The 24002-nt window shown below is 69.5% G+C and carries 25 protein-coding genes; 14 read left to right on the forward strand and 11 right to left on the reverse strand.

All coding sequences use genetic code 11. The annotated features are described in order from the left end of the window. Positions 1-149: 149 nt before the first annotated feature. The 3 genes from H4W30_RS12970 to H4W30_RS12980 all read right to left on the reverse strand — a co-directional run bounded on the left by H4W30_RS12970 (position 150) and on the right by H4W30_RS12980 (position 4620). Positions 150-2537 (reverse strand): GH92 family glycosyl hydrolase, encoded by a 2388-nt coding sequence (locus tag H4W30_RS12970; RefSeq protein ID WP_192743078.1) that lies wholly within the window; start codon positions 2535-2537, stop codon positions 150-152. A gap of 105 nt (positions 2538-2642) precedes the next feature. Continuing rightward, complete coding sequence (locus tag H4W30_RS12975; RefSeq protein WP_192743079.1) at positions 2643-3932, reverse strand: flavin monoamine oxidase family protein; 1290 nt, start codon at positions 3930-3932, stop codon at positions 2643-2645. 82 nt (positions 3933-4014) lie between these two features. Then, on the reverse strand, positions 4015-4620 hold the full coding sequence (locus tag H4W30_RS12980) for a TetR/AcrR family transcriptional regulator (protein WP_192743080.1): 606 nt from the start codon (positions 4618-4620) through the stop codon (positions 4015-4017). Positions 4621-4815: 195 nt separating this feature from the next. On the opposite strand from H4W30_RS12980, the gene H4W30_RS12985 reads away from it, so the two are divergent. Genes H4W30_RS12985 through H4W30_RS13005 form a run of 5 tightly spaced genes read left to right on the forward strand, consistent with a single transcriptional unit; the run spans position 4816 to position 9692 of the window. Further along, positions 4816-5802: a LacI family DNA-binding transcriptional regulator gene (locus tag H4W30_RS12985; protein ID WP_034315485.1), complete on the forward strand. Its 987-nt coding sequence runs from the start codon at positions 4816-4818 to the stop codon at positions 5800-5802. Continuing rightward, a complete protein-coding gene (locus tag H4W30_RS12990) occupies positions 5799-6854 on the forward strand; it encodes a class I mannose-6-phosphate isomerase (RefSeq protein WP_192743081.1) in 1056 nt (351 codons plus the stop codon). Before H4W30_RS12985 ends, H4W30_RS12990 begins: the two co-directional genes overlap by 4 nt. Next, positions 6851-7615 carry an ATP-binding cassette domain-containing protein gene (locus H4W30_RS12995; protein WP_192743082.1) on the forward strand — a complete coding sequence of 255 codons (765 nt, stop codon included), beginning with the start codon at positions 6851-6853 and terminating at the stop codon, positions 7613-7615. Before H4W30_RS12990 ends, H4W30_RS12995 begins: the two co-directional genes overlap by 4 nt. Then, the gene (locus H4W30_RS13000) at positions 7612-8673 is read left to right on the forward strand and encodes an ABC transporter permease (RefSeq protein WP_073848166.1); all 1062 of its coding nucleotides are present in this window, start codon (positions 7612-7614) and stop codon (positions 8671-8673) included. Before H4W30_RS12995 ends, H4W30_RS13000 begins: the two co-directional genes overlap by 4 nt. Before the next feature lie 29 nt (positions 8674-8702). Beyond that, positions 8703-9692: an ABC transporter substrate-binding protein gene (locus H4W30_RS13005; protein WP_192743083.1), complete on the forward strand. Its 990-nt coding sequence runs from the start codon at positions 8703-8705 to the stop codon at positions 9690-9692. 27 nt (positions 9693-9719) lie between these two features. Here the strand turns inward: H4W30_RS13005 and H4W30_RS13010 are convergent, their stop codons facing one another. Continuing rightward, a complete protein-coding gene (locus H4W30_RS13010) occupies positions 9720-10202 on the reverse strand; it encodes a hypothetical protein (protein ID WP_225949312.1) in 483 nt (160 codons plus the stop codon). Positions 10203-10273: 71 nt separating this feature from the next. Between H4W30_RS13010 and H4W30_RS13015 the strand changes: the two genes are divergently transcribed. The 6 genes from H4W30_RS13015 (at position 10274) to H4W30_RS13040 (ending at position 16198) form a co-directional block, all read left to right on the forward strand. Next, positions 10274-11320 carry a sensor histidine kinase gene (locus H4W30_RS13015; protein WP_192743084.1) on the forward strand — a complete coding sequence of 349 codons (1047 nt, stop codon included), beginning with the start codon at positions 10274-10276 and terminating at the stop codon, positions 11318-11320. After that, positions 11317-12087 carry a LytR/AlgR family response regulator transcription factor gene (locus H4W30_RS13020; protein WP_034315468.1) on the forward strand — a complete coding sequence of 257 codons (771 nt, stop codon included), beginning with the start codon at positions 11317-11319 and terminating at the stop codon, positions 12085-12087. The genes H4W30_RS13015 and H4W30_RS13020 overlap by 4 nt, the downstream gene beginning before the upstream one ends. Further along, the gene (locus tag H4W30_RS13025; RefSeq protein WP_192743085.1) at positions 12084-12431 is read left to right on the forward strand and encodes a hypothetical protein; all 348 of its coding nucleotides are present in this window, start codon (positions 12084-12086) and stop codon (positions 12429-12431) included. Before H4W30_RS13020 ends, H4W30_RS13025 begins: the two co-directional genes overlap by 4 nt. Beyond that, positions 12431-14164, forward strand: coding sequence for a sodium/solute symporter (locus tag H4W30_RS13030; protein ID WP_192743086.1), 1734 nt, complete (start codon positions 12431-12433; stop codon positions 14162-14164). Before H4W30_RS13025 ends, H4W30_RS13030 begins: the two co-directional genes overlap by 1 nt. A gap of 67 nt (positions 14165-14231) precedes the next feature. Next, positions 14232-14573 (forward strand): DUF485 domain-containing protein, encoded by a 342-nt coding sequence (locus H4W30_RS13035; protein WP_063272717.1) that lies wholly within the window; start codon positions 14232-14234, stop codon positions 14571-14573. Next, positions 14570-16198: a solute symporter family protein gene (locus H4W30_RS13040; RefSeq protein WP_192743087.1), complete on the forward strand. Its 1629-nt coding sequence runs from the start codon at positions 14570-14572 to the stop codon at positions 16196-16198. Before H4W30_RS13035 ends, H4W30_RS13040 begins: the two co-directional genes overlap by 4 nt. Before the next feature lie 57 nt (positions 16199-16255). Here the strand turns inward: H4W30_RS13040 and H4W30_RS13045 are convergent, their stop codons facing one another. Both H4W30_RS13045 and H4W30_RS13050 read right to left on the reverse strand, forming a co-directional pair. Beyond that, positions 16256-16999, reverse strand: a complete 744-nt coding sequence (locus tag H4W30_RS13045; RefSeq protein WP_192743088.1) for an isocitrate lyase/PEP mutase family protein — start codon at positions 16997-16999, stop codon at positions 16256-16258. Further along, complete coding sequence (locus H4W30_RS13050) at positions 16996-17460, reverse strand: carboxymuconolactone decarboxylase family protein (protein WP_016336647.1); 465 nt, start codon at positions 17458-17460, stop codon at positions 16996-16998. Before H4W30_RS13050 ends, H4W30_RS13045 begins: the two co-directional genes overlap by 4 nt. 46 nt (positions 17461-17506) lie before the next feature. Between H4W30_RS13050 and pdxR the strand changes: the two genes are divergently transcribed. Further along, positions 17507-18886, forward strand: a complete 1380-nt coding sequence (pdxR, locus tag H4W30_RS13055) for a MocR-like pyridoxine biosynthesis transcription factor PdxR (RefSeq protein ID WP_192743089.1) — start codon at positions 17507-17509, stop codon at positions 18884-18886. Here the strand turns inward: pdxR and H4W30_RS13060 are convergent. Further along, entirely contained in the window at positions 18883-19563 is a 681-nt protein-coding gene (locus H4W30_RS13060) for a peptidylprolyl isomerase (protein ID WP_126732883.1), read from the reverse strand. The two genes, pdxR and H4W30_RS13060, sit on opposite strands and share 4 nt — an antisense overlap. Before the next feature lie 146 nt (positions 19564-19709). Here H4W30_RS13060 and H4W30_RS13065 point away from each other — a divergent pair, with 146 nt between their 5' ends. Further along, the gene (locus tag H4W30_RS13065) at positions 19710-20297 is read left to right on the forward strand and encodes a hypothetical protein (RefSeq protein ID WP_192743090.1); all 588 of its coding nucleotides are present in this window, start codon (positions 19710-19712) and stop codon (positions 20295-20297) included. 3 nt (positions 20298-20300) lie between these two features. Here the strand turns inward: H4W30_RS13065 and meaB are convergent, their stop codons facing one another. Both meaB and H4W30_RS13075 read right to left on the reverse strand, forming a co-directional pair. Then, a complete protein-coding gene (gene meaB, locus H4W30_RS13070; RefSeq protein ID WP_192743091.1) occupies positions 20301-21269 on the reverse strand; it encodes a methylmalonyl Co-A mutase-associated GTPase MeaB in 969 nt (322 codons plus the stop codon). 5 nt (positions 21270-21274) lie between these two features. Beyond that, complete coding sequence (locus H4W30_RS13075) at positions 21275-22456, reverse strand: acetyl-CoA C-acetyltransferase (RefSeq protein ID WP_126732825.1); 1182 nt, start codon at positions 22454-22456, stop codon at positions 21275-21277. A gap of 131 nt (positions 22457-22587) precedes the next feature. Between H4W30_RS13075 and mce the strand changes: the two genes are divergently transcribed. Further along, the gene (mce, locus tag H4W30_RS13080) at positions 22588-23037 is read left to right on the forward strand and encodes a methylmalonyl-CoA epimerase (protein WP_093937501.1); all 450 of its coding nucleotides are present in this window, start codon (positions 22588-22590) and stop codon (positions 23035-23037) included. Here mce and H4W30_RS13085 read toward each other — a convergent pair. Continuing rightward, complete coding sequence (locus H4W30_RS13085) at positions 23031-23594, reverse strand: TetR/AcrR family transcriptional regulator (RefSeq protein ID WP_192743092.1); 564 nt, start codon at positions 23592-23594, stop codon at positions 23031-23033. The two genes, mce and H4W30_RS13085, sit on opposite strands and share 7 nt — an antisense overlap. Positions 23595-23610: 16 nt before the next feature. Continuing rightward, positions 23611-23979 carry an SPW repeat protein gene (locus H4W30_RS13090; RefSeq protein ID WP_192743093.1) on the reverse strand — a complete coding sequence of 123 codons (369 nt, stop codon included), beginning with the start codon at positions 23977-23979 and terminating at the stop codon, positions 23611-23613. Positions 23980-24002: the final 23 nt, after the last annotated feature.

Below are 24002 nucleotides of genomic sequence, written 5' to 3' on the forward strand. Positions count from 1 at the left end.
GAGCACTGTCCAAGGCGGACTCGCCAAGAACGTCAACAGCGCTGTCGGACGTGGTAATACCAGTGTGAGGCGTGACGACGCTCACCGGAACACCGGGGGCCGTGATGCTCCTCACGACCCCCGGTACGAACCGGTCTAAACCACTCGGATCACCCGGCGCAGGGCGATGCCGGTGCGCCCTCCGGGCCGGTCGCCCAGGTCGCCTTCGCCGCGTCGTCCGTGAGGTGGAAGTCCAAAGTGGTCCCTCGCGTCAACTGTTCCAACCCGACATACGCCCGCTGCGAACCGGTTCCCAGTCCTTGGACGTACTGGAGCTTCGAGCCGTCGGCGCCACGGGCCTTGATCGTGATGTCACGGCCGTTCTCCAGATGCACCACGGACTTCTCGAACCGCGGCGCGTTGAGCACGAACTGCCCCGTGCCCGGCACCGCCGGGTACAGCCCCAGCGCGCTGAAGACGTACCACGCGGACATGGTCCCGAGGTCGTCGTTCCCGGTGACACCGTTCGGCGCGTTGGTGAACAACGTGTGCGCGGCGCGGACGACGGCGGAGGTCTTCCACGGCTGCCCGGTCAGCGTGTACATCCAGGGCGAGTGCAGATCCGGCTCGTTGTTCGGGTTGTAGCGGAACTGGTTGTAGTAGTTGTACGGGCCGACGACCCATTCCTCGCGCACGGTCTTCGCGGGATCCTTGACCAGATCCCCGTAGGCGAAGAAGTCGTCGAGCCGCTTGCCGACGTTCTCCTTGCCGCCCATGCGCTCGACGAGACCGGGGACGTCCTGCTGGGTCAGCCACTGGTACTGCCACGACGTGCCCTCGTGGAAGCCGTCCTGGCTCTGCGGGGTGTACGGCTTGTCCGCGGGGCTGAACCATTCGCCGCCTTCGACCTTGGGCCGATAGAACCCGGTGAAGCCGCGGTCGGTCACCGAGGAGTCCCACAGCGTGCGGTAGCTGCGTCCCTTCTCCGCCAAGGCCTTCGCGTCGTCCTTCTTGCCGAGCCCGGCGGCCATGATGGACAGCGAGCAGTCCGCGAGCGCGTATTCCAGCGTGGCCGAAGCGCCGTGGTTCGGGTCGGTGTCCTGGCCCTTCTTCGGGAAGTCCTTGTCGTACTGGACGAACCCGTCCTTCTGGTAGCTCGCGTTCCCCGAGCGGCCCTGGAACGGCGAGGACGCGGGCGGGATCTCGCGCGAGTTCTGCAGAAGCGCCTGGTATGCCTTGAACTCCTGACCCGACAGCGCGCCGAACCGCCACAGGTCGACCAGGAACGGGGTGACCGGATCGCCGGTCATCGTGTTCGTCTCCTGGTTCGCGTACGCCCAGCGCGGCAGCCAGCCGCCCTGGTCGTGGATGGCGAGCACGGACTTCGCGACGTCCTTCGCGCGAGCCGGCCGCAAGAGCGCGAGCAACTGGTTCTGCGTGCGATAGGTGTCCCACAACGAGAAGAACTCGTAGTACGTCCAGCCCAGCGCGCGATGGATCTTGTCGTCGAACCCGCGGTACCGCCCGTCGGCGTCGTTGCCGGTCAGCGGCTGCAGCAGCGCGTGGTAGAGCGAGGTGTAGAAGACCGTGCGGTCGTCCTTCGTCCCGCCCTTGATGTCCACTGAGGACAGTTCCTTGCGCCAGGCACGCTGGGCACCGTCGCGGACCGCGTCGAACGAACGCCCCTTCTCGGCCGCCAGGTTCAGCCGGGCACCGAAAGCGTCCACATGGGAGATCGCGGTCGTCGCGGTGACCTGCCCGCCGCCGAAGGTCAGCCAGGCGCCACGCAGGCCTTCACCGCCTGCGGACTCCTTCGAGCCCGGTGTGCCGCCCGTGGGTGACCAGGTGCCGAAGGATTTGAACGGCTTGTCGAACGTCGTGGTGAACCACGTCTTGTACGGCTTTCCGCCGCAGAACGCCTGCGACTCCACCATTCCTTCGATCGTCCGGTCCCCGACGACGCGGATCTGGCTCGCTGTCACCGGTTCCTTGTCGTTGGCCTGGCCGACGTTGACGAAAACGTTTGCGTCGCCCGATTTCGCGAAGGTGTACCGCTCGACACCGGTCCGTGTGGTCGCGGTGGTCTCCGCGTCGACGCCGCCATAACCGGTGAGCCGCACCTTGTAGTAGCCGGGCTTGCCGACCTCGCCCTCGTGCGTGTACGGCGAGGCGTACCTCTTGTGGTCGAACGTCTCGGGTTTCGTGGTGTCGAACGCCGCGCCCGGTCCGACCGCGCCGGTGGTGGGCAGGGACGACACGAGGCCGCCCTGCTCCCAGCAGCCCGCCCCGGACAGGAAGAAATGCCCGAAGCCGCGGATCGCGGTGTCGTCGTAGCGATAGCCGGCGTAATGCGAGGAAATCGGGCTGACCTGCGTCATCCCGAACGGCGCCGAGGCGCCGGGGAAGGTGTTGCCGTCGTCCTTGGTGCCGATGAAGGTGTTGACCGCGTCCACGGGGTCGCCACCGGGTGCCGCCGCCGCGACGGGCGTGAGAAGCCCGGCGGGAACGATCAGCGCGGTGAGCAACCCCGCGACGCGGGTCGAGGTGCATGCAGGCATGGGAAAGGCCGCCTCCTGACAACGTTGTCGCTGCCCGCTCACCTTCGACAAGAACCGACCATCTGGTCAAGAGGTCCGTCGAACCCTGTCCATTTCGGGACAAGCTCACCCGAGCGCTTCGGCCACCTCTCGCGCCGCGCGTTCGCCCGCCTCGATAGCGCCGTCGAGATAGCCGGGGTGCTCGCGGGCGGTTTCCGAACCCGCCCAGTGCAGGTGCCCGGCCGGGGTCGACGAAAGCGGCGGGAAACCGTCGGTCGCGCCCGGCGCGGGAAGCGCGGTGTAACCGCCGCCCGCGTGTTCGTCGAGGTGCCAAGCCTTTTCGTGCCAGCCCACGGGTTCTAGCACGGCGGAGCCGAGATGCGGGACCAGCGGGCGCAGCAGCGCGTCCCGGCGGGCCGCGGCGTCCAGCCCGTCGAGCCGCCGCGCCCGGGGACCGCCCACGAGCACGCACAGATGTCCGGGCCCGCCGGGAGCGGTCGTGTCGAACACCGCGTGCCCGAGGCCGTCCAGGACGACGAGCTCACCGTTCGCGCGTTCCCGCCAGAAGGGCCGCTCGTAGACCGCGATCGCCTTGTGCACGAGCCCCATGTAGGTGTTCTTCTCCAGATCGAGGCGCGGTCGCGGAAGCGTGGGCTCGTGCGAGATCCGCGCGGCGACCGGCGGCGGTACGGCGATGACCGCCTTCGCCGCCCGCAAGCGATCCGTCCCGGTCCGCACGGTGACCCCGTCGCCGTCACGGACGATCGAGGTGACCGCGGACCCGGTCCGCACCCGTGGGCCGAGTTCGGCGGCGAGACCGTCGACGAGCGCCCCCATGCTCTCGGCGAGCAGTGCCTCCTGCGCCCCGCCCGCCGTCGACAGCATGGTCCGCAATCCGCCCTGCGCGCGGATCATCCTGGTCATCGCTTCGACGGAGAACCGGTCGAGGTCGGCGGTCCACGACACGGAGGCGACAGCCTCCAGCAACCCACGCGCCTGGCGACCCGGCACCGCGCGCAGCACCGAAGCGAGCGTCGTGCGGTTCCACCGCTTCGGCGTTCCCGTCCGGGCAAGCACGCCCGCCGCGGCCAGCGCGAGACCGGCGAGCCACAGGGCGGGCGACCAGAGCGGCACCCGCTTGCCCGCCTCGATCAATCCGGGAAGCGTCCCGGTGCGCATGGGGAACTCGGTGGCGCCGAATTCGGCCGCCAGCGCCCTGACCCGGTGATGGTCGGCCCCGATCCACTGCCCGCCGAGGTCGAGCCGGGAACCCAGCACGGTCGTCTCGCCCAGCACCCGCCCGCCGATCCGGTCCGCGGCCTCCAGCACGACGACTTCGACGCCTCGCCGGTGGAGGGCACGTGCCGCCACCAGCCCGGACAAACCAGCCCCGACGACCACGACAGTCGTGTCCATTCGCCATCCTCCGCAATTCAGTCAGTCGTATGACTTGACCATAGGGCAGCCGGCGGCCACCCGCAACGACGCAGGTCAGAGGTCAGACAGGCCGGATGTCGGCCGAGGTGACGAGCATCGCGATCACGGTGTCGAGATCGGCGCGTGCGCGCTCGTCGTCGGGTTCGCAGACGTACTGCGCGATGAGCCCGTCGACGCCGGCGAGCATGACCCTGGCGAGCCGGTCGTAGGACAGGGCGCAGTTCTCGCCCGCGTTGACGGCGGCCTCCCGGCACCAGTCGGTCAGCACCGCGACGTAACGGCGGTACTGCCAGCTCGCCATGCTTTCCTGTCCCGGCTTCCGCAGCGCGTAGTGCAGCAGTTCGCCCTGCATCAGCTGCAGCTTGACGTGATCGGCGACCAGCTCGGTCCAGAAGCTAGTCAGGCCCTGGCGGATGGCGTGCGCCAGCCCGCGGTCGAGTTCGACCGTCCCGGTCAGCACGGTCGAGATCTCCTCGACCACGTCCTCGATCACCGCCCGCAGCAACGCCTCCTTGCTGGAGAAGACGTACTGCAGCGTGCCGAGCGGGACGCCCGCCTCGGCGGCGACCGCCCGCAAGGTCGTCGCGGCGACGCCGTCGCGCAGCATCACCTCGCGCGCGGCGGCGACGAACTGCCTGCTGCGCACCGACGCCTCGACATACGGCATTCCGCGCTCCCCTCGATCGGGACATGACCTTGCCACAGCCCCGGCACGGGTAACGGTTCGACTTCGGAAGCCGCCTCCAGGACGAACCGGGCATTGACATCGCCGCGTCGCTGGCGTTCAATTCCGGCCACTATGACAACGTTGTCTTCCAGCGGACCGGACAACGGCCACCGCACCACCGGCCGACGGGCCACGATGAGTGACGTGGCCCGGCTCGCGGGCGTGAGCATCAAAACCGTCTCGCGAGTGGTGAACGACGAGCCCGCCGTCCATCCGGACACCGCGGAGCGCGTCATGGCGGCGATCGAGCAGCTCGGGTTCCGGCGCAACCTCGGCGCGCGGAACCTGCGGCGCGGCTCGACGACCGGGACGATCGGCCTGATCGTCGAAGACGTCGGAAACCCCTTCTACTCCGAGCTCAACCGGGCCGTCGAACGCATCGCGACCTCCTTCGGCCGCCAGGTGCTGACCGGTTCGTCGGAGGAGAACTCCGACCGCGAACGCGAACTGGTCCTGGAGTTCTGCTCCCGCCGCGTCGACGGCATCCTCGTCGTCCCCGCCGGGATGCAGCACGGCTACCTGGTCCCCGAGATGCGCGCGGGCACGCCCGTGGTGTTCCTCGACCGGCCCGCCGGCGACATCGTGGCCGACACGGTGCTGGTCGACAACATCGGCGGCACCGTCGAAGCGGTCGCCCAGCTGGCGAAACACGGCCACCGCCGGATCGCGTTCCTCGCCGACAGCCCGGACATCTTCACCGCGGGCGAACGGCTGCGCGGCTTCCGCGAAGGCTGTGTCCGCAACGGGATCCCCTACGACGAGCACCTCGTCGTGATGCGGACGCCGACCGCCGAGAGCGTCGGCGACGCGGTGAAGCGGCTGCTCACCGGGCCGAATCCGGCCACCGCCGTGATCGCGGGCAACAACCGGGTCGCCGTCCACCTGCTGCGCGCGCTGGCGCACGCGGAGCGGCGTCCCGCGATGATCAGTTTCGACGACTTCGAGCTGGCGGATCTGCTGGATCCGCCGGTCTCCGTGATCGCGCACGACGTGAGCGCACTGGGCCGGGCGGCCGCGGAACTGCTGTTCGCCCGGGTCCAGGGAGATCAATCCGCACCGAGAAAGGTAGTTCTGCCCGTGCATCTCGTAGCCCGCGGTTCCGGGGAGGTCGCCCCTTCATGAGCGGCCACCTCGAACCGATCCGCCTGCCGGCGAACCAGCCGCCGCAGTTCTACCGCGGCGGCGACGCCATCGCCGCGTTGCGGGGCGCCCCCTCGGAGTCCAAATTCGGGCCCGAAGACTGGGTCGGCTCGGCCACCACGATGTTCGGCCAGGAGACCAACGGCCTGACCAAGCTGCCCAGCGGCGTCTGGCTGCGCGACGCCGTCCGCGAGAACCCGTCCGCCTGGCTCGGCGCCAAGCACGTCGAGGCGCTCGGCGACTCGACCGGCCTGCTGGTGAAGCTGCTCGACGCGGGCCAGCGCCTGCCGGTGCACTTCCACCCGTCCGATTCGTTCGCCAAACGCCACTTCGACTCGCACTTCGGCAAGACCGAGGCGTGGATCGTGGTCGGCACCTACGGCGACGACCCGCGCGTCTACCCCGGCTTCAAGGAGACTGTCGACAAAGCGACGGTCAACGAATGGGCCCGCACCCAGGACGCGCCCGCCATGCTCGGAGCGCTGAACAGCGTCGCGGTCACCCCCGGCGACACGGTCTACATCCCGGCGGGCCTGCCGCACGCGATCGGCGAAGGCGTCTTCGTCGTCGAGCTCCAGCAGCCGACCGACTTCTCGCTGACCCTGGAATGGCGGGACTTCCTGGCGAACCCGGAGAAGGCGCACCTCGGCATCGGGTTCGAGACCGCCATCGAAACCCTGGACACCTCGGGCTGGGACGAAGAGCGGCTCGGCTCGATCGTCAAACGCACCGCGGGCGACAAAGCGTCCACTGTGGACCTTCTCGCCGATGGCAGCGACGCGTTCTTCCGTGCCGACCAGCTGCGCCCCGGCCTTTCCGGTAGGTCGACAACGTTGTCACTCGATCCGTCGTTCGCGGTGCTGGTCGTCATGGACGGTTCGGGCACGCTCCGCACCGAACACGGCGGCGAGTACGCGCTGCGCAAGGGCGAGACGTACGTGGTCCCGCACGACGCCGGTCAGTCCACTTTGGAGGGCGACGTCACCGTCATCCGCTGCCGGCCGCCCGCACCCGAGAAGAGGGAGCGATCGTGAGCGAACTCCTGCTCGACGCACAGAACCTGGTCAAGCGTTACGGCTCGGTGGAGGCGCTGCGAGGCGCGTCCTTCCAGGCGCGGGCCGGTGAGGTCACCGCGCTGATCGGCGACAACGGCGCCGGGAAGTCCACTTTGGTCAAATGCCTTTCCGGCGCGGAACAGCCGACGTCGGGCAGCATCCTGCTCGACGGCTCCGAGGTGGTGCTCGATTCGCCCACCACGGCACGGCGGATGGGGATCGAGACGGTGTACCAGGATCTCGCGGTCGCACCGGAACTCGACCCGGCCGCGAACCTGTTCCTGGGCAGGGAGATCCACCGCAAGGGGATCCTCGGCAAGCTCGGGATGCTGGACAAGAAGGAAATGAAACGCCAGGCCGTGGAGGAGTTCCAGCGGCTCGGCGTGACCCTGCAGAGCACCGACGTCCCGATCGGCTCGCTTTCGGGCGGACAGCGGCAAAGCGTCGCCGTCGCGCGGTCGGTCGTCTGGGCGTCGAAGGTCGTGTTCATGGACGAGCCGACGGCCGCGCTCGGCGTCGTGCAGCGCGAGCGGGTGCTCGACGTGATCAAGAAGGTGCGCGACAAGGGCATCGCCGTCGTGCTGATCAGCCACAACATGCCCGAGGTGCTGTCGGTGGCCGACCGTATCGAGGTGCTGCGCCTCGGCAAACGCGTCGCCCGGTTCACCGGCGCGGACACGAAACTGGAAGACCTGGTCGCCGCGATGACGGGCGCCCTCGTACAAGAGGAGGCGGCGTGACCGTGTCCACTCCGACGAAAAACGGCCCCGAGATCCAGACCTCAGTGGACGGTGGCTTCGGCAAACGCTCGATCGGGCAGCGGCTGATCGGGGCCAACACGTTCTGGATCGCGCTGGTGCTGCTGGCGCTCATCATCGTGTTCACCGCGATCGCGCCCGCCGAGTTCGCGACGCTGTTCACCTTCCAGACGCTGCTCATCGAGACCTCGGTGCTGCTGGTGCTCTCGGTCGGCATGACGTTCGTGATCATCACGTCCGGGATCGACCTTTCGGTCGGTTCGGTGCTGATCTTCGCGGGCATGGTGGCGGGCAAGACGATGGAGGCGCTGAGCCCGGACGGCGACGCCACCAAGGCGGGCTGGGGCGTCATCACCGCCGGGCTCGTGGCGGCCGTCGTCGCGGGCACGATCTGGGGGCTGATCAACGGCTTCCTGATCGCGGTGGCGAACATCCCCCCGCTGATCGTCACGCTCGGCACGATGGGTGCCGCGCTCGGCGCCGCGTACCTGCTGAACAACGGGTCCGACGTGCGCAGCGTGCCGACCGAGCTCAACAAGACGCTCGGCTACGGGACGTCGTTCGGCGGCGTGCCGAACCTGGTGCTGGTGGCCGTGGTGATCACGCTGATCGGCGCATGGCTGTTGCACACCACCAAATTCGGCCGCTACACCTACGCCGTCGGCTCCAACGCCGAGGGCGCGCGCCGGGCGGGCATCGGGGTGACCGCGCATCTGCTGAAGGTGTACACGCTCACCGGTTTCCTCGCCGGTGTCGCCGGTTTCCTCTCGCTGGCGTACTACGCGTCGACCACCATTTCGGCGCACACCACCGACAACCTCAACGCCATCGCCGCCACGGTGATGGGCGGGACGAGTCTCTTCGGCGGTGTCGGTTCGGTGCTGGGCACGGTGATCGGCGTGTTCATCCCGGCCGTGCTGAAGAAGGGCTTCAACATCACGCAGGTCCAGGACTTCTGGCAGATGATCGCGGTCGGCGCGGTGCTGATCGCCGCGGTCTGGTTCGACCAGCGGCGCCGTCGTCGCCGCAACTCTCGCTGATTCCCTACGCACAAAGAGGTGCTATCCCCATGAAGAAGACCCTGCTCGCCGCCGGTGCCGCCGTTTCCGCGGCCCTCCTGCTCACCGCGTGCGGCGGTGGCACCGTCGGCGAGGCGCCGTCGGGCGACTCCGGCGCCAAGACCAACAACAAGAAGCTCTCGCTCATCCCGGGCGTGCAGGCCGAGCCGTTCTACATCTCGATGCAGTGCGGCGCCGAGGCCGAGGCCAAGAAAGCGGGCTACGAGCTCACCACGCAGGCGCCGCAGAAGTTCGACGCGGCCATGCAGACCCAGCTGGTCAACGCGCTGGGCTCCAACCCGCCCGCCGCGCTGCTCATCGCGCCGACCGACGCGCAGGCGATGCTCGCGCCGATCCAGCAGGTCAAGAACCGCGGCTCGAAGATCATCGAGGTCGACACCGCGCTGAAGGACACCAGTGTCGCGGAGTCGTCCATCTCGTCGGACAACGCCGAGGGCGGCAAGCTCGCCGCGAAGACCATGGCGGAACTGGCCGCGGGCAAGACCGGCTCGGTGCTGGTGCTCGACACCATCGCCGGCACCTCGACCACGAACACCCGCGCGAAGGGCTTCGAGGACGAGCTGAAGAACCACCCGAACCTGAAGTCGGCGGGCGTGCAGTTCACCCAGAACGAGCCCGACCAGGCCGCGTCCAAGGTGACCGCCGCGCTGGCGTCGACCCCGGACCTGATCGGCATCTTCGCGACCAACCTCAACACCGGTGAGGGCGCCGCGACCGGCCTGCGGAACGCGGGCAAGATCGGCACGGTCAACCTTGTCGGCTTCGACGCTTCGCCGTCGGAGGTCGAGGGCCTGAAGAAGGGCGAGTACCAGGCCCTCATCGCGCAGGACCCGGCCGCCATCGGGCAGCAGGGTGTGCAGCAGGCCATCGCGGCGCTCGAGGGCAAGCCGGTGACCCGGAACCTGACCGCTTCGCTGCACTCGATCACCAAGGCGAACATGGACGCGAACGCTCAGTACTTCTACAAGCAGAGCTGCTGACCCACCTCGTGAGTGGTAAGGACGGTTCTAACCGTCTTTGCCACTCACGAGCCCAGCGGGCGCGAACCGCTCCAACGCTCCGTACAGCCGGGCGCCCCCGCCCAGGTGCCCCAGCGCGTACCTGTACTCGCCGTCCTCAAGCAGCGCTTCGGGCCCCGAGCCGGTCCAGTCGAGCCGGTAGTGCCACCAGTGCATCCACCGCCCCACGCGCCGCTTCTCCCGGTACACCCGCAGCCGGGTCACCTCGGTCCACCGGAGATCGAACACCTCCGGCACCGCGATCCCCGCGGCGGAGATCACCAGCGAGCCGGCCGACTTCCGGAGCGCGATCAGGATCAGCCCCGCGAAGGCCACACTGAGCAGGCTGAACACCACCCCGGAAACCGAGCCGGAGAACAGCGACAGCACGACGGCCACCAGGCCGCCCCCGCCGAACATCACGAACCCAGCCCACGCGACCCGGCGCATCACGACGTCCAGCCGGAGCACCACGGCATCCCCAGTGACCATGCCCGGAGCGTAACCGGCGAAACCACTCAGCGACGTTAGGATCTAGGCCCCGACGTCGTGGAGGAGGCCGGATGAGCACCCGTCTGCCCTGGCGTCCCGCCGCGAGCGTCGACCCGGTACCGGTGCTCGTCGCCGCCCAGCGGGTCTCGGACGATCTCATGGACGGCCTGGCGGGACCCCGCGCCCGTCAGGCGGCGCATGGCCTCCGGCGGCTGTTCGGAGTCGCCGGGCTCGGTCTCGCCGACCTGTCCGGCTCGCTCGTCTGGTCCGGCCGTCCGGCGGCGGACGACGTCGTCGCCTCCGCGCTCGACGAGGTCCTCCACTCCGAGACGCCGGTGTCCGAACCCGGGCTGTGGGCGCTGCCGCTCCACGTCCACGACGAACTGGCCGGGGTCCTCCTGGTCACCGAAGGCAAGAACGCCGTCGCCCGCCAGGCCGCCGAACTCGTCGTCCACGCGCTCGAACGCGGCAGGCTGGAGGCCTCCGCCGAGCAGGCCGCGGAGGCCGAGTTGCGCGCGCTGCGTGCCGAGATCTCGCCGCATTTCGTCTACAACGCGCTCACCGTGATCTCCTCACTGGTCCGCTCCGACCCGGATCGCGCCCGCGACCTGATGCTCGACTTCGCCGAGTACACGCGCTACAGCCTCGCCCGGCACGGCGAGTACACGATGGTCGCCGAGGAGTTCCGCGCCATCGAGACGTATCTGGCCTTGCAGCGCGCGGTGCTCGGTGAGCGGCTGCGGGTGCAGGTGCGTGTCGCGCCGGAGGTGCTGGCCGTCGCGGTGCCGTACCTCGTGCTGGAACCGCTGGTGGAGAACGCGATCCGGCACGGGATCGAGCCACGCGCCGAGGCGGGGTTCATCCAGGTTCAGGGAATGGCGGAAGGGAACGACTGCGTGATCAGCGTCGAGGACGACGGTGTCGGCATGGACCCCGCCCGCGCGGCGGCGATCCTGGCCGGGCACGGCGACGACGGCGGCGTCGGACTGGCCAATGTGGACAGAAGGCTGCGCAGCGTCTACGGGCCGTGGTACGGCCTCACGGTCGAGACCGAGACCGGCGCGGGCACCAGGGTCGTGGTGCGCGTGCCCCGATTCCAGCCGGGGGTGCTGCCGTGACGAACGGGCTGCGGGTGCTGGCGGTCGACGACGTCCCGCCCGCCCTCGACGAGCTGTGCAGCCTGCTGCGCGAGGCACCGGAGGTCGCCGAGGTGGTCGCCGCCGGTGACGCCCTGAACGCGCTCAAGCTGTTGCAGGGTAGTCATTTCGACGCCGTCTTCCTCGACATCTCCATGCCGGGCCTCGACGGGCTCGAGCTCGCCTCGCTGCTGGCGCGGCTCAGCGAACCGCCGGTGATCGTGTTCGTCACCGCGCACGACGGGCACGCCGTGGCCGCGTACGGTATCGGCGCGGTCGACTACCTGCTCAAACCGGTCCGGGCGGAACGGCTGTCCGCCGCACTGTCCAAAGTGGTCCGCATGGCGGGCAACCAGCCCGACGAGCCGAAGCCCGCGCCGGACGCGATGTCCGCGCTGCCGGTGGAATCCGGCGGGCGCACCCGGTACGTCCGCCGCGACGACGTCCAGTTCGTCGAGGCGCACGGCGACTACGTCCGGCTGCACACGAAATCCGGCGTCCACGTCACGCGGATGCCCATCTCCCGGCTCGAAGAGTATTGGGAGGGAACGGGATTCACCCGCGTGCACCGGGGTTTCCTGCTCGCCGTGGACGCGGTGCTCGAACTGCGCAGCGACACCACCGGCGGGCTGCTGGCACATACGGAAGCGGGTGACGTGCCGGTGAGCCGCCGCCACGCGCGCGATCTGCGCGACCGGCTGCTCGCCGCCGCGCAACGTGGCGAACTGGGCCGGGGAAGCCGGCCGTGAGCCGCGTCAAACGGGTGGCCGTCACCAGTCCGCAGACCCGGCTCGCGCATTCGCGGCGCCGTTCACGCGGGCGCTGGCGCGTCCCCCGGCTGGCCGCGGGCGACGCCGAACGCGCGGACGCCCTGTACCGGGCCCAGCGCCGTCGCGGGCTCCCCGCCCTGGTCGGGATGTTCGGGCTGGTCTTCGGGCTCCCGCTCGTGTTCGGCGTGTTCCCCGGGCTGGATTCGGTGCGGCTGCTGGGGATCCCGCTGTCCTGGCTGATGATCGCGATCCTCCCGTACCCGGCGATGGCGCTGCTGTCGTGGTGGCAGCTGCGCCGGGCGGAAAAGATCGAGGACGAGTAGTGGTCACGGCGCTCTCGGTGGCCCCCGTCGTGCTGGTCACCCTGCTGATCGGGTTGCGCGGGGTCGCGGCCATGCGCACGACGTCGGATTTCCTCGTCGCCTCGCGCCGGATCTCGCCACTGGTCAACTCCGCCGCGGTCTCCGGCGAATACCTGTCCGCGGCTTCGTTCCTCGGCGTGGCGGGGCTGGTGGTGAAGGACGGGATCGGCGCGCTCTGGTATCCGGTCGGCTTCACCGCCGGATACATCGCGATGCTGGTGCTCGTGGCGGCGCCGATGCGGCGCTCCGGCGCCCTCACCGTCCCGGACTTCGCCGAAGCGCGGCTCGCCTCCCCCGCCCTGCGCCGTCTCGCCGCCGTCGTCGTCCTCGTGATCGGAACCCTTTACCTGGTCCCGCAATTCCGCACCGCGGGGCTGGTGCTGACCGCCGTCGGTGGTACGCCGTACTGGGTCGGCGTCGTCATCGCGGGCACCGCCGTCAGCGCGACATTGGCGCTCGGCGGGATGCGCGCGGCGACCTACGTCCAGGCCTTCCAGTTCGTGCTGAAACTGTTGCTGTTCATCGTTCCCGCGATCTGGCTGGTCTCCCAGGTCTCCCCGGAGCAGCGATCGGCTTCGGTGCACCCGGTGGAATTCACCCACTTCGCCCGCGACACCAAGCTGTCCTTCGAGATCGACGTGACGCTGACCCTGCGCGAGCCGACCACCCTGCTCACACCGGAAAAACACGTCGTGCCACCGGGTGAGCTGGTCGCCAGGAGCGGCGAGACCCTGGAATTCGCCGAGGGCACCCCGGTTCCGGCCGTCCGGGGCGGCGCCCCGCTCGGCGGGCCGGACTGGCAACGGCCACTGCTCGACCTCGGCGATCAGGGTTATCCGCTGCTCGGCACCTGGGCGATCCTGATCGCCACCATGCTCGGCACCATGGGCCTGCCGCACGTCCTGATGCGCTTCCACACCAGCCCGGACGGCCGCGCCGCCCGCCGGACCGCGGCGATCACCGTCGCCCTGCTCGGCGTCTTCTACCTGTTCCCAGGGGTTTACGGCGTCTTCGGCCGCGTGCTGGTGCCGGAGCTGTACGTCTCCGGCGCGACGGACACGGTCGTCGTCGCGCTGCCGGCGCAGATCGACGACGGCTGGGCGGGCTCGTTGTTCACCGGATTGCTGACGGCGGGCGCGTTCGCCGCGTTCCTGGCGACGTCGCTCGGGCTGCTGCTGGTGATCTCCGGCGCGGTCGCGCACGACCTGGCGCCCGGCGGCCTGCGAAGACTGCGCTGGTCGGTGCTCGGGGCGGCGGCGGTGATGGTCCTGCTCGCGCTGCCGTCGGCCAGATTGGACGCGGGCGTCCTCGTCACCTGGGGTTTCACCGTGGCCGCGTCCACTTTCTGCCCGTTGCTGGTGCTCGGCATCTGGTGGAACCGGCTCACCGCCGCGGGCGCGATCAGCGGTGTCCTCGCCGGGCTCGTCGCGTCTTCGGGCTCGATCCTCGTGGCCCTGTTCGTCCCCAGCCTGAGCGGCCTGCCCGCGATCCTCGTGTCGCAGCCCGCGCCGTGGTCGGTTCCGCTGGCATTCGGAGTAATGATCGTGGTTTCCTTGCGGGGCAGGCCTCCCGCCTGGTCGACGGCCGCGATGCTGAGGCTGCACTTGGACGATCGCACAGCCGAAACCCCTTCGTCGTGGTCGGACCACCGTTCGTCGACCGTTCGTCGTCTCGGCAGACGTTTGAACCGCTGAAGGTTCCGGTCTCCTTGACCTCTCCTTAACGTGTCGCGGAACACATTCGCGGTGCGAGGAGAGCACGATGAGTACCGAAACGAACGCTCCCAGTCCACCGGAGACGGACTGGGACAAAGCCCATGACAGCGCGGAGTTCAAGGAACTGCGGGCTCGGTTGCGCCGGTTCGTCTTCCCCGTCTCGGCGTTGTTCCTTCTCTGGTACCTGCTCTACGTGCTGCTCGCCGACTACGCGCACGGTTTCATGAGCACGAAGCTGGTCGGCAACATCAACGTCGGCCTCGTCTTCGGGCTGCTGCAGTTCGTTTCGACCTTCGTGATCACCGGGCTCTACGTCCGCTACGCGAACAAGAAACTCGACCCCATCGCGGAGAAGATCCGCACGGACATCGAGAGTGAGGCCAAATGAACCTCGCCGCCGGAGTCGAGGGCAGCAGCCCCGTACTCAACATCACCATCTTCGGCCTGTTCGTGGTGGTCACGCTGTTCGTCGTGTTCCGGGCGAGCCGCAACACGAAGACGGCGTCGGACTACTACGCCGCCGGCCGCGCGTTCACCGGCCCGCAGAACGGCGTCGCCATCGCTGGTGACTACCTGTCCGCCGCGTCGTTCCTCGGGATCGCGGGCGCGATCGCCATCTACGGCTACGACGGTTTCCTCTACTCCATCGGCTTCCTGGTCGCATGGCTGGTCGCGTTGCTGCTGGTCGCGGAACTGCTGCGCAACACCGGCAAGTTCACCATGGGCGACGTGCTGGCGTTCCGGATGAAGCAGCGCCCGGTGCGGGCCGCGGCGGCGACGTCCACGCTGGCGGTGTCGTTCTTCTACCTGCTGGCGCAGATGGCGGGTGCCGGTGGCCTCGTCGCGCTGCTGCTCGGGATCGAGAGCAAGGCCGGGCAGGCCGCGATCATCGTGATCGTCGGCATCATCATGATCGCCTACGTGCTCATCGGCGGGATGAAGGGCACCACGTGGGTCCAGATCATCAAGGCGGCGCTGCTGATCGCCGGTGCGCTGGCGATGACGCTGTGGGTGCTGGGCATGTACGGCTTCAACCTCTCCGCGCTGCTGCAGGGCGCCGTGGACAAGGCGGGCCGGGCCGGTGAGGCGCTGCTCGGGCCGGGCAACCAGTACGGCAAGACCGGCACGACGAAGCTCGACTTCCTGTCGCTGGGCATCGCGCTGGTGCTCGGCACCGCGGGCCTGCCGCACGTCCTGATGCGCTTCTACACGGTGCCGACCGCGAAGGAAGCCCGTCGTTCCGTGGTGTGGGCGATCGCGCTGATCGGTGTCTTCTACCTGTTCACGCTGGTGCTCGGCTACGGCGCGGGCGCGCTCGTCGGCGCGGACAAGATCAAGGCCGCGCCCGGTGGCGTGAACTCGGCGGCGCCGTTGCTGGCGCTCGAACTGGGCGGCCCGATCCTGCTCGGCCTGATCGCGGCGATCGCGTTCGCGACGATCCTCGCGGTGGTCGCGGGGCTCACGATCACCGCGTCGGCGTCGTTCGCGCACGACGTCTACGCCAACGTGATCAAGAAGGGCAAGGCGAGCCCGGCTTCGGAGGTGAAGGTCGCCCGGATCACCGCGCTGGTGATCGGCGCGGTCGCGATCCTCGGCGGTATCCTCGCCAACGGGCAGAACATCGCGTTCCTGGTGGCGCTGGCCTTCGCGGTGGCGGCGTCGGCGAACCTGCCGACCATCCTGTACTCGCTGTTCTGGAAGCGGTTCAACACCCAGGGCGCGCTGTGGAGCATCTACGGCGGTCTCGCGGTCTGCATCGTGCTGATCGTGTTCTCGCCGGCCGTCTCGGGTAAGCCTGTCGACCCGAAGACCGGGAAGAGCGCCTCGATGATCCAGGGCGTCGACTTCCACTGGTTCCCGCTGGACAACCCGGGTCTCGTCTCGATCCCCGTGGCGTTCTTCCTCGGCTGGCTCGGGACCGTGCTGTCCAAGGAGCACAACCAGAAGAAGTACGCCGAGATGGAGGTCCGGTCCCTCACCGGGGCGGGCGCCGAAAAGGCCGTCGCCCACTAGTCGCCGGGACGGTGCGGCCGGCACCAACGCCCCCGGCCGCACCGTCCCGGTTCCCATTCAGTAAGGCAGCTTCCCCGCCGTCAGTTCCGCCAGCTTCGCGCGGAGATCGGCGCGGACCGACTTCCACAGCCCGGTGCCCAGCGAGATCCGCGCCACCCCCAGCGCGGTGAGCGCGGAGAGATCGGGGCCTCCGGGCGTCGGGGCGGCGTTGACCGCTCCCGGCGCCGCCGCCTTCACGAACTCGCCGAGTACCTCCGGCGACTTCACCATGATCGGATAGACGCAGTCCGCCCCGGCCTCGAAGTACGCCTTGGCCCGCAAGATCGCGTCGTCCAGTACCGCTCGTTCGTCGGACGCGCCGAGGAAGACGTCGACACGGGCGTTGATCACCAGCGCGTCCCCGGCGGCCTCGCGCAACTCCGCGACCCGTTTCGCCTGCGCGTCGAGCGGGCGTACTCCACCTGAAGCGTGATCGGTGTCCTCGTAGTTGCAGCCGACGGCACCCGCTTCGGCCAGCCTCTCCGCGAGCTCTCCCGCTTCGAGCCCGTACCCGCCTTCGACGTCGACGGTCATCGGCACCGAGACCGCCCGCGCGATCCTCGCGGCCGCCGCGAACATCTCGTCGGCGGGCGCGTCCTCCCCGTCGTCGTACCCGAGGACCTTGGCCACGGCGAAGGAACTCGTCGCCACGACCGGGAACCCGGCGGCTTCCACGAGCCGCGCGCTGTCGGCGTCCCACGCGTTCGGCAGGAGCAGCGGGGTTCCCGCGACGTGCAGTTCCCGCAGCCGGGCCGCCGTCATTCGGCACGCTCGGGCAACGGCGCGTGGCTGGTCACGCACATCCGGTTCCAGCTGTTGATCGCGATGGCCTCCCAGACGATCGCGCGGTACTGCTCCTCGGTGAAGACGCGGGTGGCCTCTTCGTAGACGTCGTCCGGGACGTCGTGCAGGGTCGCCACGTTCGTGATCGCCTCGGTGAGCGCGAGGGCGGCGCGCTCCTGCTCGGTGAACAGTTCGGTCTCGCGCCAGCCCTGCAGCACGAACAGCCGCCGCGGCGACTCGCCCATCTGCAGCGCGTCGTGGGAGTGCATGTCGAGGCAGAACGCGCAGTGGTTGATCTGCGACGACCGCATCTTCACCAGTTCGAGGATCTTCTGATCGACCCCGGCGTTGGCGGCGGCCTTCTCGACTTCGGCCTGCAGTTTGGCCATGGCCTGGTAGATCTCGGGCACTCGCTTGCCCACGTGGATTCGCTCGGTCATGCCGTCGAATCTAGCGACGACTGGCCCACGAGTATGGTCCAGTGTCATGGCAGATTCGTGGTCCAGTTCGGGAATAGACGTCCACCTGGACTGGCGGCCCGAAAGCGGCCGGAGCGGGCTCGCGACGGCGATCCGCGCGGCCATCCGCGAGGGACGCTGGCAGGCGGGCGCCGCGGTGCCCTCGACCAGGGCACTGGCGCAGGACCTCGGCGTGGCCAGGGGAACGGTCACCCGGGTCTACGCCGACCTCGCCGCCGAGGGATACCTGCGGACCACGCAGGGCGCGCCGACCCGTGTCGCGACGGCGGGCGCGCTGCCCGCGTCGGCGCCGAGGCCCGTCCCGCGCGATCCGGCGCCTCGCTGGGACCTGCGCCCCGGCAGGCCGAACCTGTCCGCGTTCCCCCGCGCTGCCTGGCTCGCCGCGACCCGGCGGGCGCTGCACCAGGCGCCGATGTCGGCGTTCGACTACACGGCCGAGTCCGGCGCGGCGGAACTGAGGGAAACGCTCGCCGCGTATCTGGCCCGCAGCCGCGGCGTGATCGCCGACCCCGCCCGCATCCTGGTGTGCTCCGGGTTCTCGCACGCGATCGCGGTACTGGCGCGGGTCCTGCACGCGCGCGGCGCGGACGAGATCGCGTTCGAGAACCCGTCGCTGCACATCTACCGGAACATCGCCGCCGCCAACGGTCCCCGCGTGGTCGGCGTCCCCGTCGACGATCACGGGGTCAGGGTGTCCTCTTTGGACAGTCCTGCGGTGGTGGTCACCCCCGCGCACCAATACCCACTGGGTGTCACGCTCGCTCCGCGGCGGCGGGCGGAACTCACCCGCTGGGCGGAAGAAACCGGTGCCGTCGTCATCGAGGACGACTACGACGGCGAGTTCCGGTTCGACCATCAGCAGGTCGGCGCGTTGCAGGCGCTGGCACCCGAACGGGTCGTGTACGTGGGCACGACGAGCAAGACCCTTGCGCCGTCGCTGCGCCTGGGCTGGATGGTGCTGCCGCGCTTCCTGGTCGAACCGGTGCGCACGGCGCTGGCCGAGAGCGGGGCGCGGCCGGCGTTGCTGGACCAGCTGGCGTTGGCCGAGCTGATCGAATCCGGCGCCTACGACCGGCACATCCGCCGTTGCCGCGTCGAATACCGGTCCCGGCGCGACAAACTGCTCGCGGCCCTGCCGGATTCCGTGCTGCCGCAAGGGATCTCCGCCGGGTTGCACCTGGTGCTCCAGTTCCCCGGCGAGCTTCCCCGGGAGATGGAGGTGCTGGCCGCCTGCCGCCGTCGCGCCATCGGGCTCGAAGGCCTCAGCGGCTACTGGATCGGCGAGCCGCAACGCGAAGGGCTCATCATCGGGTATGGCGCCGCCGCGAAGCACGCTTTCGGCGGCGCCACCCAAGCCTTGCGCGAGGCCATCTTCGAGGTCACCTAGCAGAACCAGGGGCGCGCCCGGAGGATGTCGGTCTTCAGGGCGGGGGCGCCGTCGACCGGGGCGGGGTTCTCCGGGGTCGGCTTGATGCCACCGGCGGCGACGTCGTCGAGGGTTTCGAGACCTTCGTGACCGACGGTGCCGAAGATCGTGTAGTTCGGGCGCAGCGCGGAGTCGCCGTACACGACGAAGAACTGGCTCCCGTTCGTCGCCGGGCCCGCGTTGGCCATCGCGAGGACGCCACGCGCGTACACCTTGCGCTCGCCGGTCGGGTCGGTCGGCGCGGGCGGCAGGCCCACGGGCAGCTCGTCCTTGTACTTGTAGCCGGGGCCGCCCTCGCCGGTACCGCTCGGGTCACCGCACTGCAGCACCTTCAAGGTCGGGTACGCGGTCAGCCGGTGACACGTCGTGCGGTCGTAGAAGCGGTGCTTCGCCAGGTGCAGGAAGCTCTGCACCGTGCACGGCGCCTTCGCCCGATCGAGGGTCAGGTCGATCTTGCCCTGGTTGGTCTTCAGCTGCACCGGGACCTTGCCCCGGTCGGGCGTGTGCCGGGGGTCCGGCGGCAGCGGGACCGGCCGCGCGGCCGGCTCGTCCGGCGTCTCCGTGTACTGGCACGGTCCCTTCGTCACCTTCGGCGGCGCACCCTCCGCCGACGCCGTTCCGGTGCCGGCCGCGAGCATCAGCCCGGCTCCCAGCACTGCCACAAAGACCTTCGCGATCCTCTGCACGGTTCCTGCCTCCCAGCCGTGGACGAAGAGCAGAGCATAGGGTGAATCCCCGGCGCTCACACAGGTCCGGAAGTAGGTCCGCGGTTAGGGTCGAAGCCGTGGAGATCGCCGAACGACACCAATGGCAGCTGAACGCCCTGACCTTCCTGTACGCGTACACGCAGTACGTCCTCGTGCACGAGCGGGTCATGGCCGGGCTGCCGCCGGAGAAACCGGCCGAACTCGACAAGCCGCGCATGCTCAGGCTCGCCAAGGTCGTCGACGACATGATCCTCGACTTCCGCAAGGAGGACGGGCTGAGCGATCTCGAACGGCGCCGCGTCATCCGCCTCGCCAGGGAGATCAAGTCGCACGTCCGGGAGAAGTGGCCGCCTCGCGACGCGTCGCTGACCGAGTGGATCGCCTCGGCCGCGGCGCACTTCTACTGCGAGGAGCACATCAACAACGGCTACGTCCGGATGGGCCGCGTGTTCGATCCCGACATGGCCGACAGGTTCCTGGAACGCGTGGAGTTCTGCCGGGGCCAGACCGTCACGATCACGAACTACGCCCACAAGGTGGCCGACGGCGAAGAGCTCACCTACGGCGAGACGAACCAGCTCGAGGTCTGGAAAGAGGACGCGATCGCCCATCTGGACAATCTCGACAGCGACTTCGGCGACATCAAGATGTACGTCGAATTCTGATCCTCACGAGCCGCGAAGGTCCGCGATGAGTTCTTCGGCCGCCGCGAACGGGTCGAGTTTCCGCGCGACCACGCGTTCGGCCAATTCGGTGAGCCGGTCCCCGGAGCGCAGGTCGACGATTTCCGCGCGCAGCCGCTGCACGGCGATCGCCTCGACCTCGTCCCGGGCCCGCGCCGCACGACGTCGGGGCAGTTCGTCGCGCTGGACCAGCCAGTCGTGGTGTTCGTCCAACGCCCGGACGACGTCCTCGACGCCTTCGCCCCGCGAAGCGACCGTTCGCACGATCGGCTGCCGCCAGCTCGGACCGCGAATCTCCCGGCGTACCAAGGAGATCATCTGCTTGAGGTCGTGCACGGTCGCGTCCGCGCCCTCGCGGTCGGCCTTGTTGACCACGAACACGTCCGCGATCTCCAGCACGCCCGCCTTGGCCGCCTGGATCCCGTCGCCCATTCCCGGCGCGAGCAGGACCACCGTGGTGTCGGCCAGTTTCACGACGTCCACTTCGGACTGACCGACGCCGACGGTCTCGATCAGCACGACGTCGAACCCGGCCGCGTCGAGCACCCGGACGGCCTGCGGCGTCGCCCACGACAGCCCGCCGAGATGGCCGCGTGTGGCCATCGAACGGATGAAGACACCCGGATCGGTGGCGTGTTCGGTCATCCGGATCCGGTCGCCGAGCAGCGCGCCGCCGGAGAACGGCGACGACGGGTCGATCGCCAGCACCCCGACCCGCAGGCCCCGCGCCCGCAGGGCCGTGAGCAGCGCGGACGTCGATGTCGACTTACCGACACCCGGCGGACCGGTCAGGCCGACGACCCGCGCGTTGCCGGTGTGCGGCGTCAGCTTCGCCGCGACCTCGGGCAACCGTGGATGAGCGTCCTCGACCAGCGACAGCAACCGGGCGATCGCGCGGGGGACGCCGTCCCGCGCGCGACCGACCAGTTCGTCGATGTCCAGCTGTACCGGCAAGGGCTTTACGGAACGCGGATGAGCAGCGCGTCGCCCTGGCCGCCACCACCGCAGAGGGCGGCCGCGCCGAGGCCACCGCCGCGACGGCGGAGCTCGTGGACCAGGTGCACGGCGAGCCGCGCGCCGGACGCGCCGATCGGGTGACCGAGCGCGATGGCGCCACCGTCGACGTTCACCTTCTCCGGGTCGAGCCCGAGCTTGTCGGCCGAAACGAGGCCGACGGCGGCGAACGCCTCGTTGATCTCGACGAGGTCGAGCGCGTCCGCGGTCAGGTTCGCCTTGGCCAGCGCGGCCAGGATCGCGTTCGACGGCTGCTCGTGCAGGCTGGCGTCCGGACCGGCGACCACGCCGTGCGCGCCGATCTCGGCGAGCGGGGTCAGGCCCAGTTCCTCGGCCTTGGCCTTGCTCGCGACGATCACCGCGGCCGCGCCGTCGGAGATCTGCGAAGCCGAGCCGGCGGTGATGGTGCCGTCGGAGGCGAAGGCGGGGCGCAGCTTCGCGAGGCCTTCGGCGGTGGTGTCGGCGCGGACGCCTTCGTCCTGCGAGAAGACGACCGGGTCACCCTTGCGCTGCGGGATCGACACCGGCGCGATCTCGGCGTCGAAGCGGCCCTCGGCGATCGCGGCGGCGGCACGCTGGTGCGACCGCGCGGAGAACTCGTCCTGCTGCTCACGGGTGATCCCGTAGCGGCTGTTGTACTTCTCCGTCGACGAACCCATGGCGACCTGGTCGAAAGCGCAGAACAGACCGTCGTAGGCCATGTGGTCGACGAGCGTGGTGTCGCCGTACTTGAAGCCCGCGCGGGACTTCGGCAGCAGATGCGGCGACTGGGTCATCGACTCCTGGCCGCCCGCCACGATCAGGTCGAACTCGCCCGCGCGGATGAGCTGGTCGGCCAGCGCGATGGCGTCGAGACCGGAGAGGCAGACCTTGTTGATGGTCAGCGCCGGGACGCTCATCGGGATACCGGCGGCGACCGCGGCCTGCCGGGCCGGGATCTGGCCCGCGCCGGCGGTGAGGACCTGTCCCATGATCGTGTACTGGACCGCGTCCGGCGAGACACCGGCCTGTTCCAGCGCCGCCTTGATGGCGAATCCGCCGAGTTGCGCGCCCGAGAAATCCTTCAGGGAACCGAGCAATCGCCCGATCGGTGTACGGGCGGCACCCAGGATCACGGAACCGGACACGGCGTCCTCCAAGCATCGGCGCAAGGGCAAAGGGGGTCTTCGCGACCATACCCGGGTCGCGGGTCTCTTGATGGAGCCAGTGTGAGGCGGCGCACGCCGGTCCGCCCGCCCGCGCACCTATCCTGCTCTGCATGAACCAGGCGCTGAAACCGTTCGTGACCGCCATCGACCACGTCGGCATCGCGGTACCCGACCTCGACGCCGCGATCGCCTTCCACGCCGAGCATTTCGGCCTGGAGGTCGCGCACGAGGAGGTCAACGAGGAGCAGGGCGTCCGCGAGGCGATGCTGCGCGCGCCGGGCACCGCGGGGACCGAGACCGCGATCCAGCTCCTCGCGCCGCTGCGTGACGACTCCGCGATCGGCAAGTTCCTCGCGAAGAGCGGCCCCGGGCTGCAGCAGCTGGCGTACCGAGTGTCCGATGTGGACGCGGCCGCCGCGGCGCTGCGCGCGCAGGGACTGCGGCTGCTCTACGACGAGGCGAAGCGCGGTACGTCCAACAGCCGGGTGAACTTCGTGCACCCCAAGGACGCCGGCGGCGTGCTCGTCGAGCTGGTGGAGCCCGCGAAGGACGGTCACTGACCCCGCGTCAACGCTGAAGCGATGAAGAGGACCTCGCGGTCGATCTCGGCGGGGTCCCCGTCCTCGCTGTGCCGTGCCGTCGCGTGACGATGGCTGACCGCCCGCGCCAGCAGTCCCGACGCCGAATCGACGTCGGCATTGGCGACCTTGCCGCCCGTCGCGGCGACGATCACGGCCTTCACCTGCCGGACCAGTTGCTGGAAGCGTTCGGCCAGCGCGTCGCGGACCGCGCGGTGCGTGTCGGCCTCGCGCCACAAAAGGTGTGACAGCGCCAAGGACCGGTTGAAGCGCCTGTCGAGTTCGACGACGAGGCCGCGAAGACTGCCCGCGAGGTCGCCGGGGACGACCACGACGGCCGGTTCGATCCGGGCGTCGGGCAGTTCGGCGACCAGCGCGGCCAGCAGATCCGACTTACGCCGGAAGTAGTAGTGCACCAGGCCTTTCGGCACGCCCGCCCGCTCCGCGATCCGCGAAGTGGGCGTGGCGTCGAAACCGGATTCGGCGAAGAGCGCCTCCGCGGCCCGCAGGATGCGCTGTTTCGCCGAATCCTCTTTCACGCCGTTTCCTCCTGGGTCAGTGCTGCCCCGCCGTCCGGTGCGTCGCCTGGGCGATCGGCATCGCCGCCGCCCCGGCCACCACGGTCAGGACGCCACCGATCCAAGCGGTCCAGGACGCGCCCATGAAGTCGGCGTATCCCATCACCCATGGCGAAATGAACAGCAGCGCGCCCAGGACGATCTGGATGCCTTCGCCATAGACCATGCCAGGCATCGCGAGCGACGCGAGGCCGTCGAGCGCGATCAGTGCGCCGAGGACGACGAGCGACCACACGGCCATGTTGTCCGTGGTCATCCAGAGGGGTGAAAGAGCGACCACGACACCGATGACCACCTCCGCCCAGTCATGGGGACGGGTCCAAGGGCGCGTCGTGGGTTCGTTCATGCGTGCTCACCTCCGAATATCGG

This window comes from Amycolatopsis roodepoortensis (assembly GCF_014873915.1).
GTDB lineage: Bacteria > Actinomycetota > Actinomycetes > Mycobacteriales > Pseudonocardiaceae > Amycolatopsis > Amycolatopsis roodepoortensis.

Excerpts from the sequence above, each read along its gene's own strand:
- H4W30_RS13040 (WP_192743087.1), top strand. The coding sequence starts at position 14,570 with ATGAACCTCGCCGCCGGAGTCGAGGGCAGCAGCCCCGTACTCAACATC.
- H4W30_RS13010 (WP_225949312.1), bottom strand. The coding sequence starts at position 10,202 with ATGGTCACTGGGGATGCCGTGGTGCTCCGGCTGGACGTCGTGATGCGC.
- H4W30_RS13090 (WP_192743093.1), bottom strand. The coding sequence starts at position 23,979 with ATGAACGAACCCACGACGCGCCCTTGGACCCGTCCCCATGACTGGGCG.
- H4W30_RS12980 (WP_192743080.1), bottom strand. The coding sequence starts at position 4,620 with ATGCCGTATGTCGAGGCGTCGGTGCGCAGCAGGCAGTTCGTCGCCGCC.
- H4W30_RS13005 (WP_192743083.1), top strand. The coding sequence starts at position 8,703 with ATGAAGAAGACCCTGCTCGCCGCCGGTGCCGCCGTTTCCGCGGCCCTC.
- H4W30_RS12970 (WP_192743078.1), bottom strand. The coding sequence starts at position 2,537 with ATGCCTGCATGCACCTCGACCCGCGTCGCGGGGTTGCTCACCGCGCTG.
- H4W30_RS13035 (WP_063272717.1), top strand. The coding sequence starts at position 14,232 with ATGAGTACCGAAACGAACGCTCCCAGTCCACCGGAGACGGACTGGGAC.
- H4W30_RS13060 (WP_126732883.1), bottom strand. The coding sequence starts at position 19,563 with ATGCTCGCGGCCGGCACCGGAACGGCGTCGGCGGAGGGTGCGCCGCCG.
- pdxR (WP_192743089.1), top strand. The coding sequence starts at position 17,507 with ATGGCAGATTCGTGGTCCAGTTCGGGAATAGACGTCCACCTGGACTGG.
- H4W30_RS13050 (WP_016336647.1), bottom strand. The coding sequence starts at position 17,460 with ATGACCGAGCGAATCCACGTGGGCAAGCGAGTGCCCGAGATCTACCAG.
- H4W30_RS13015 (WP_192743084.1), top strand. The coding sequence starts at position 10,274 with ATGAGCACCCGTCTGCCCTGGCGTCCCGCCGCGAGCGTCGACCCGGTA.
- H4W30_RS12975 (WP_192743079.1), bottom strand. The coding sequence starts at position 3,932 with ATGGACACGACTGTCGTGGTCGTCGGGGCTGGTTTGTCCGGGCTGGTG.
- H4W30_RS12985 (WP_034315485.1), top strand. The coding sequence starts at position 4,816 with ATGAGTGACGTGGCCCGGCTCGCGGGCGTGAGCATCAAAACCGTCTCG.
- mce (WP_093937501.1), top strand. The coding sequence starts at position 22,588 with ATGAACCAGGCGCTGAAACCGTTCGTGACCGCCATCGACCACGTCGGC.
- H4W30_RS13045 (WP_192743088.1), bottom strand. The coding sequence starts at position 16,999 with ATGACGGCGGCCCGGCTGCGGGAACTGCACGTCGCGGGAACCCCGCTG.
- H4W30_RS12990 (WP_192743081.1), top strand. The coding sequence starts at position 5,799 with ATGAGCGGCCACCTCGAACCGATCCGCCTGCCGGCGAACCAGCCGCCG.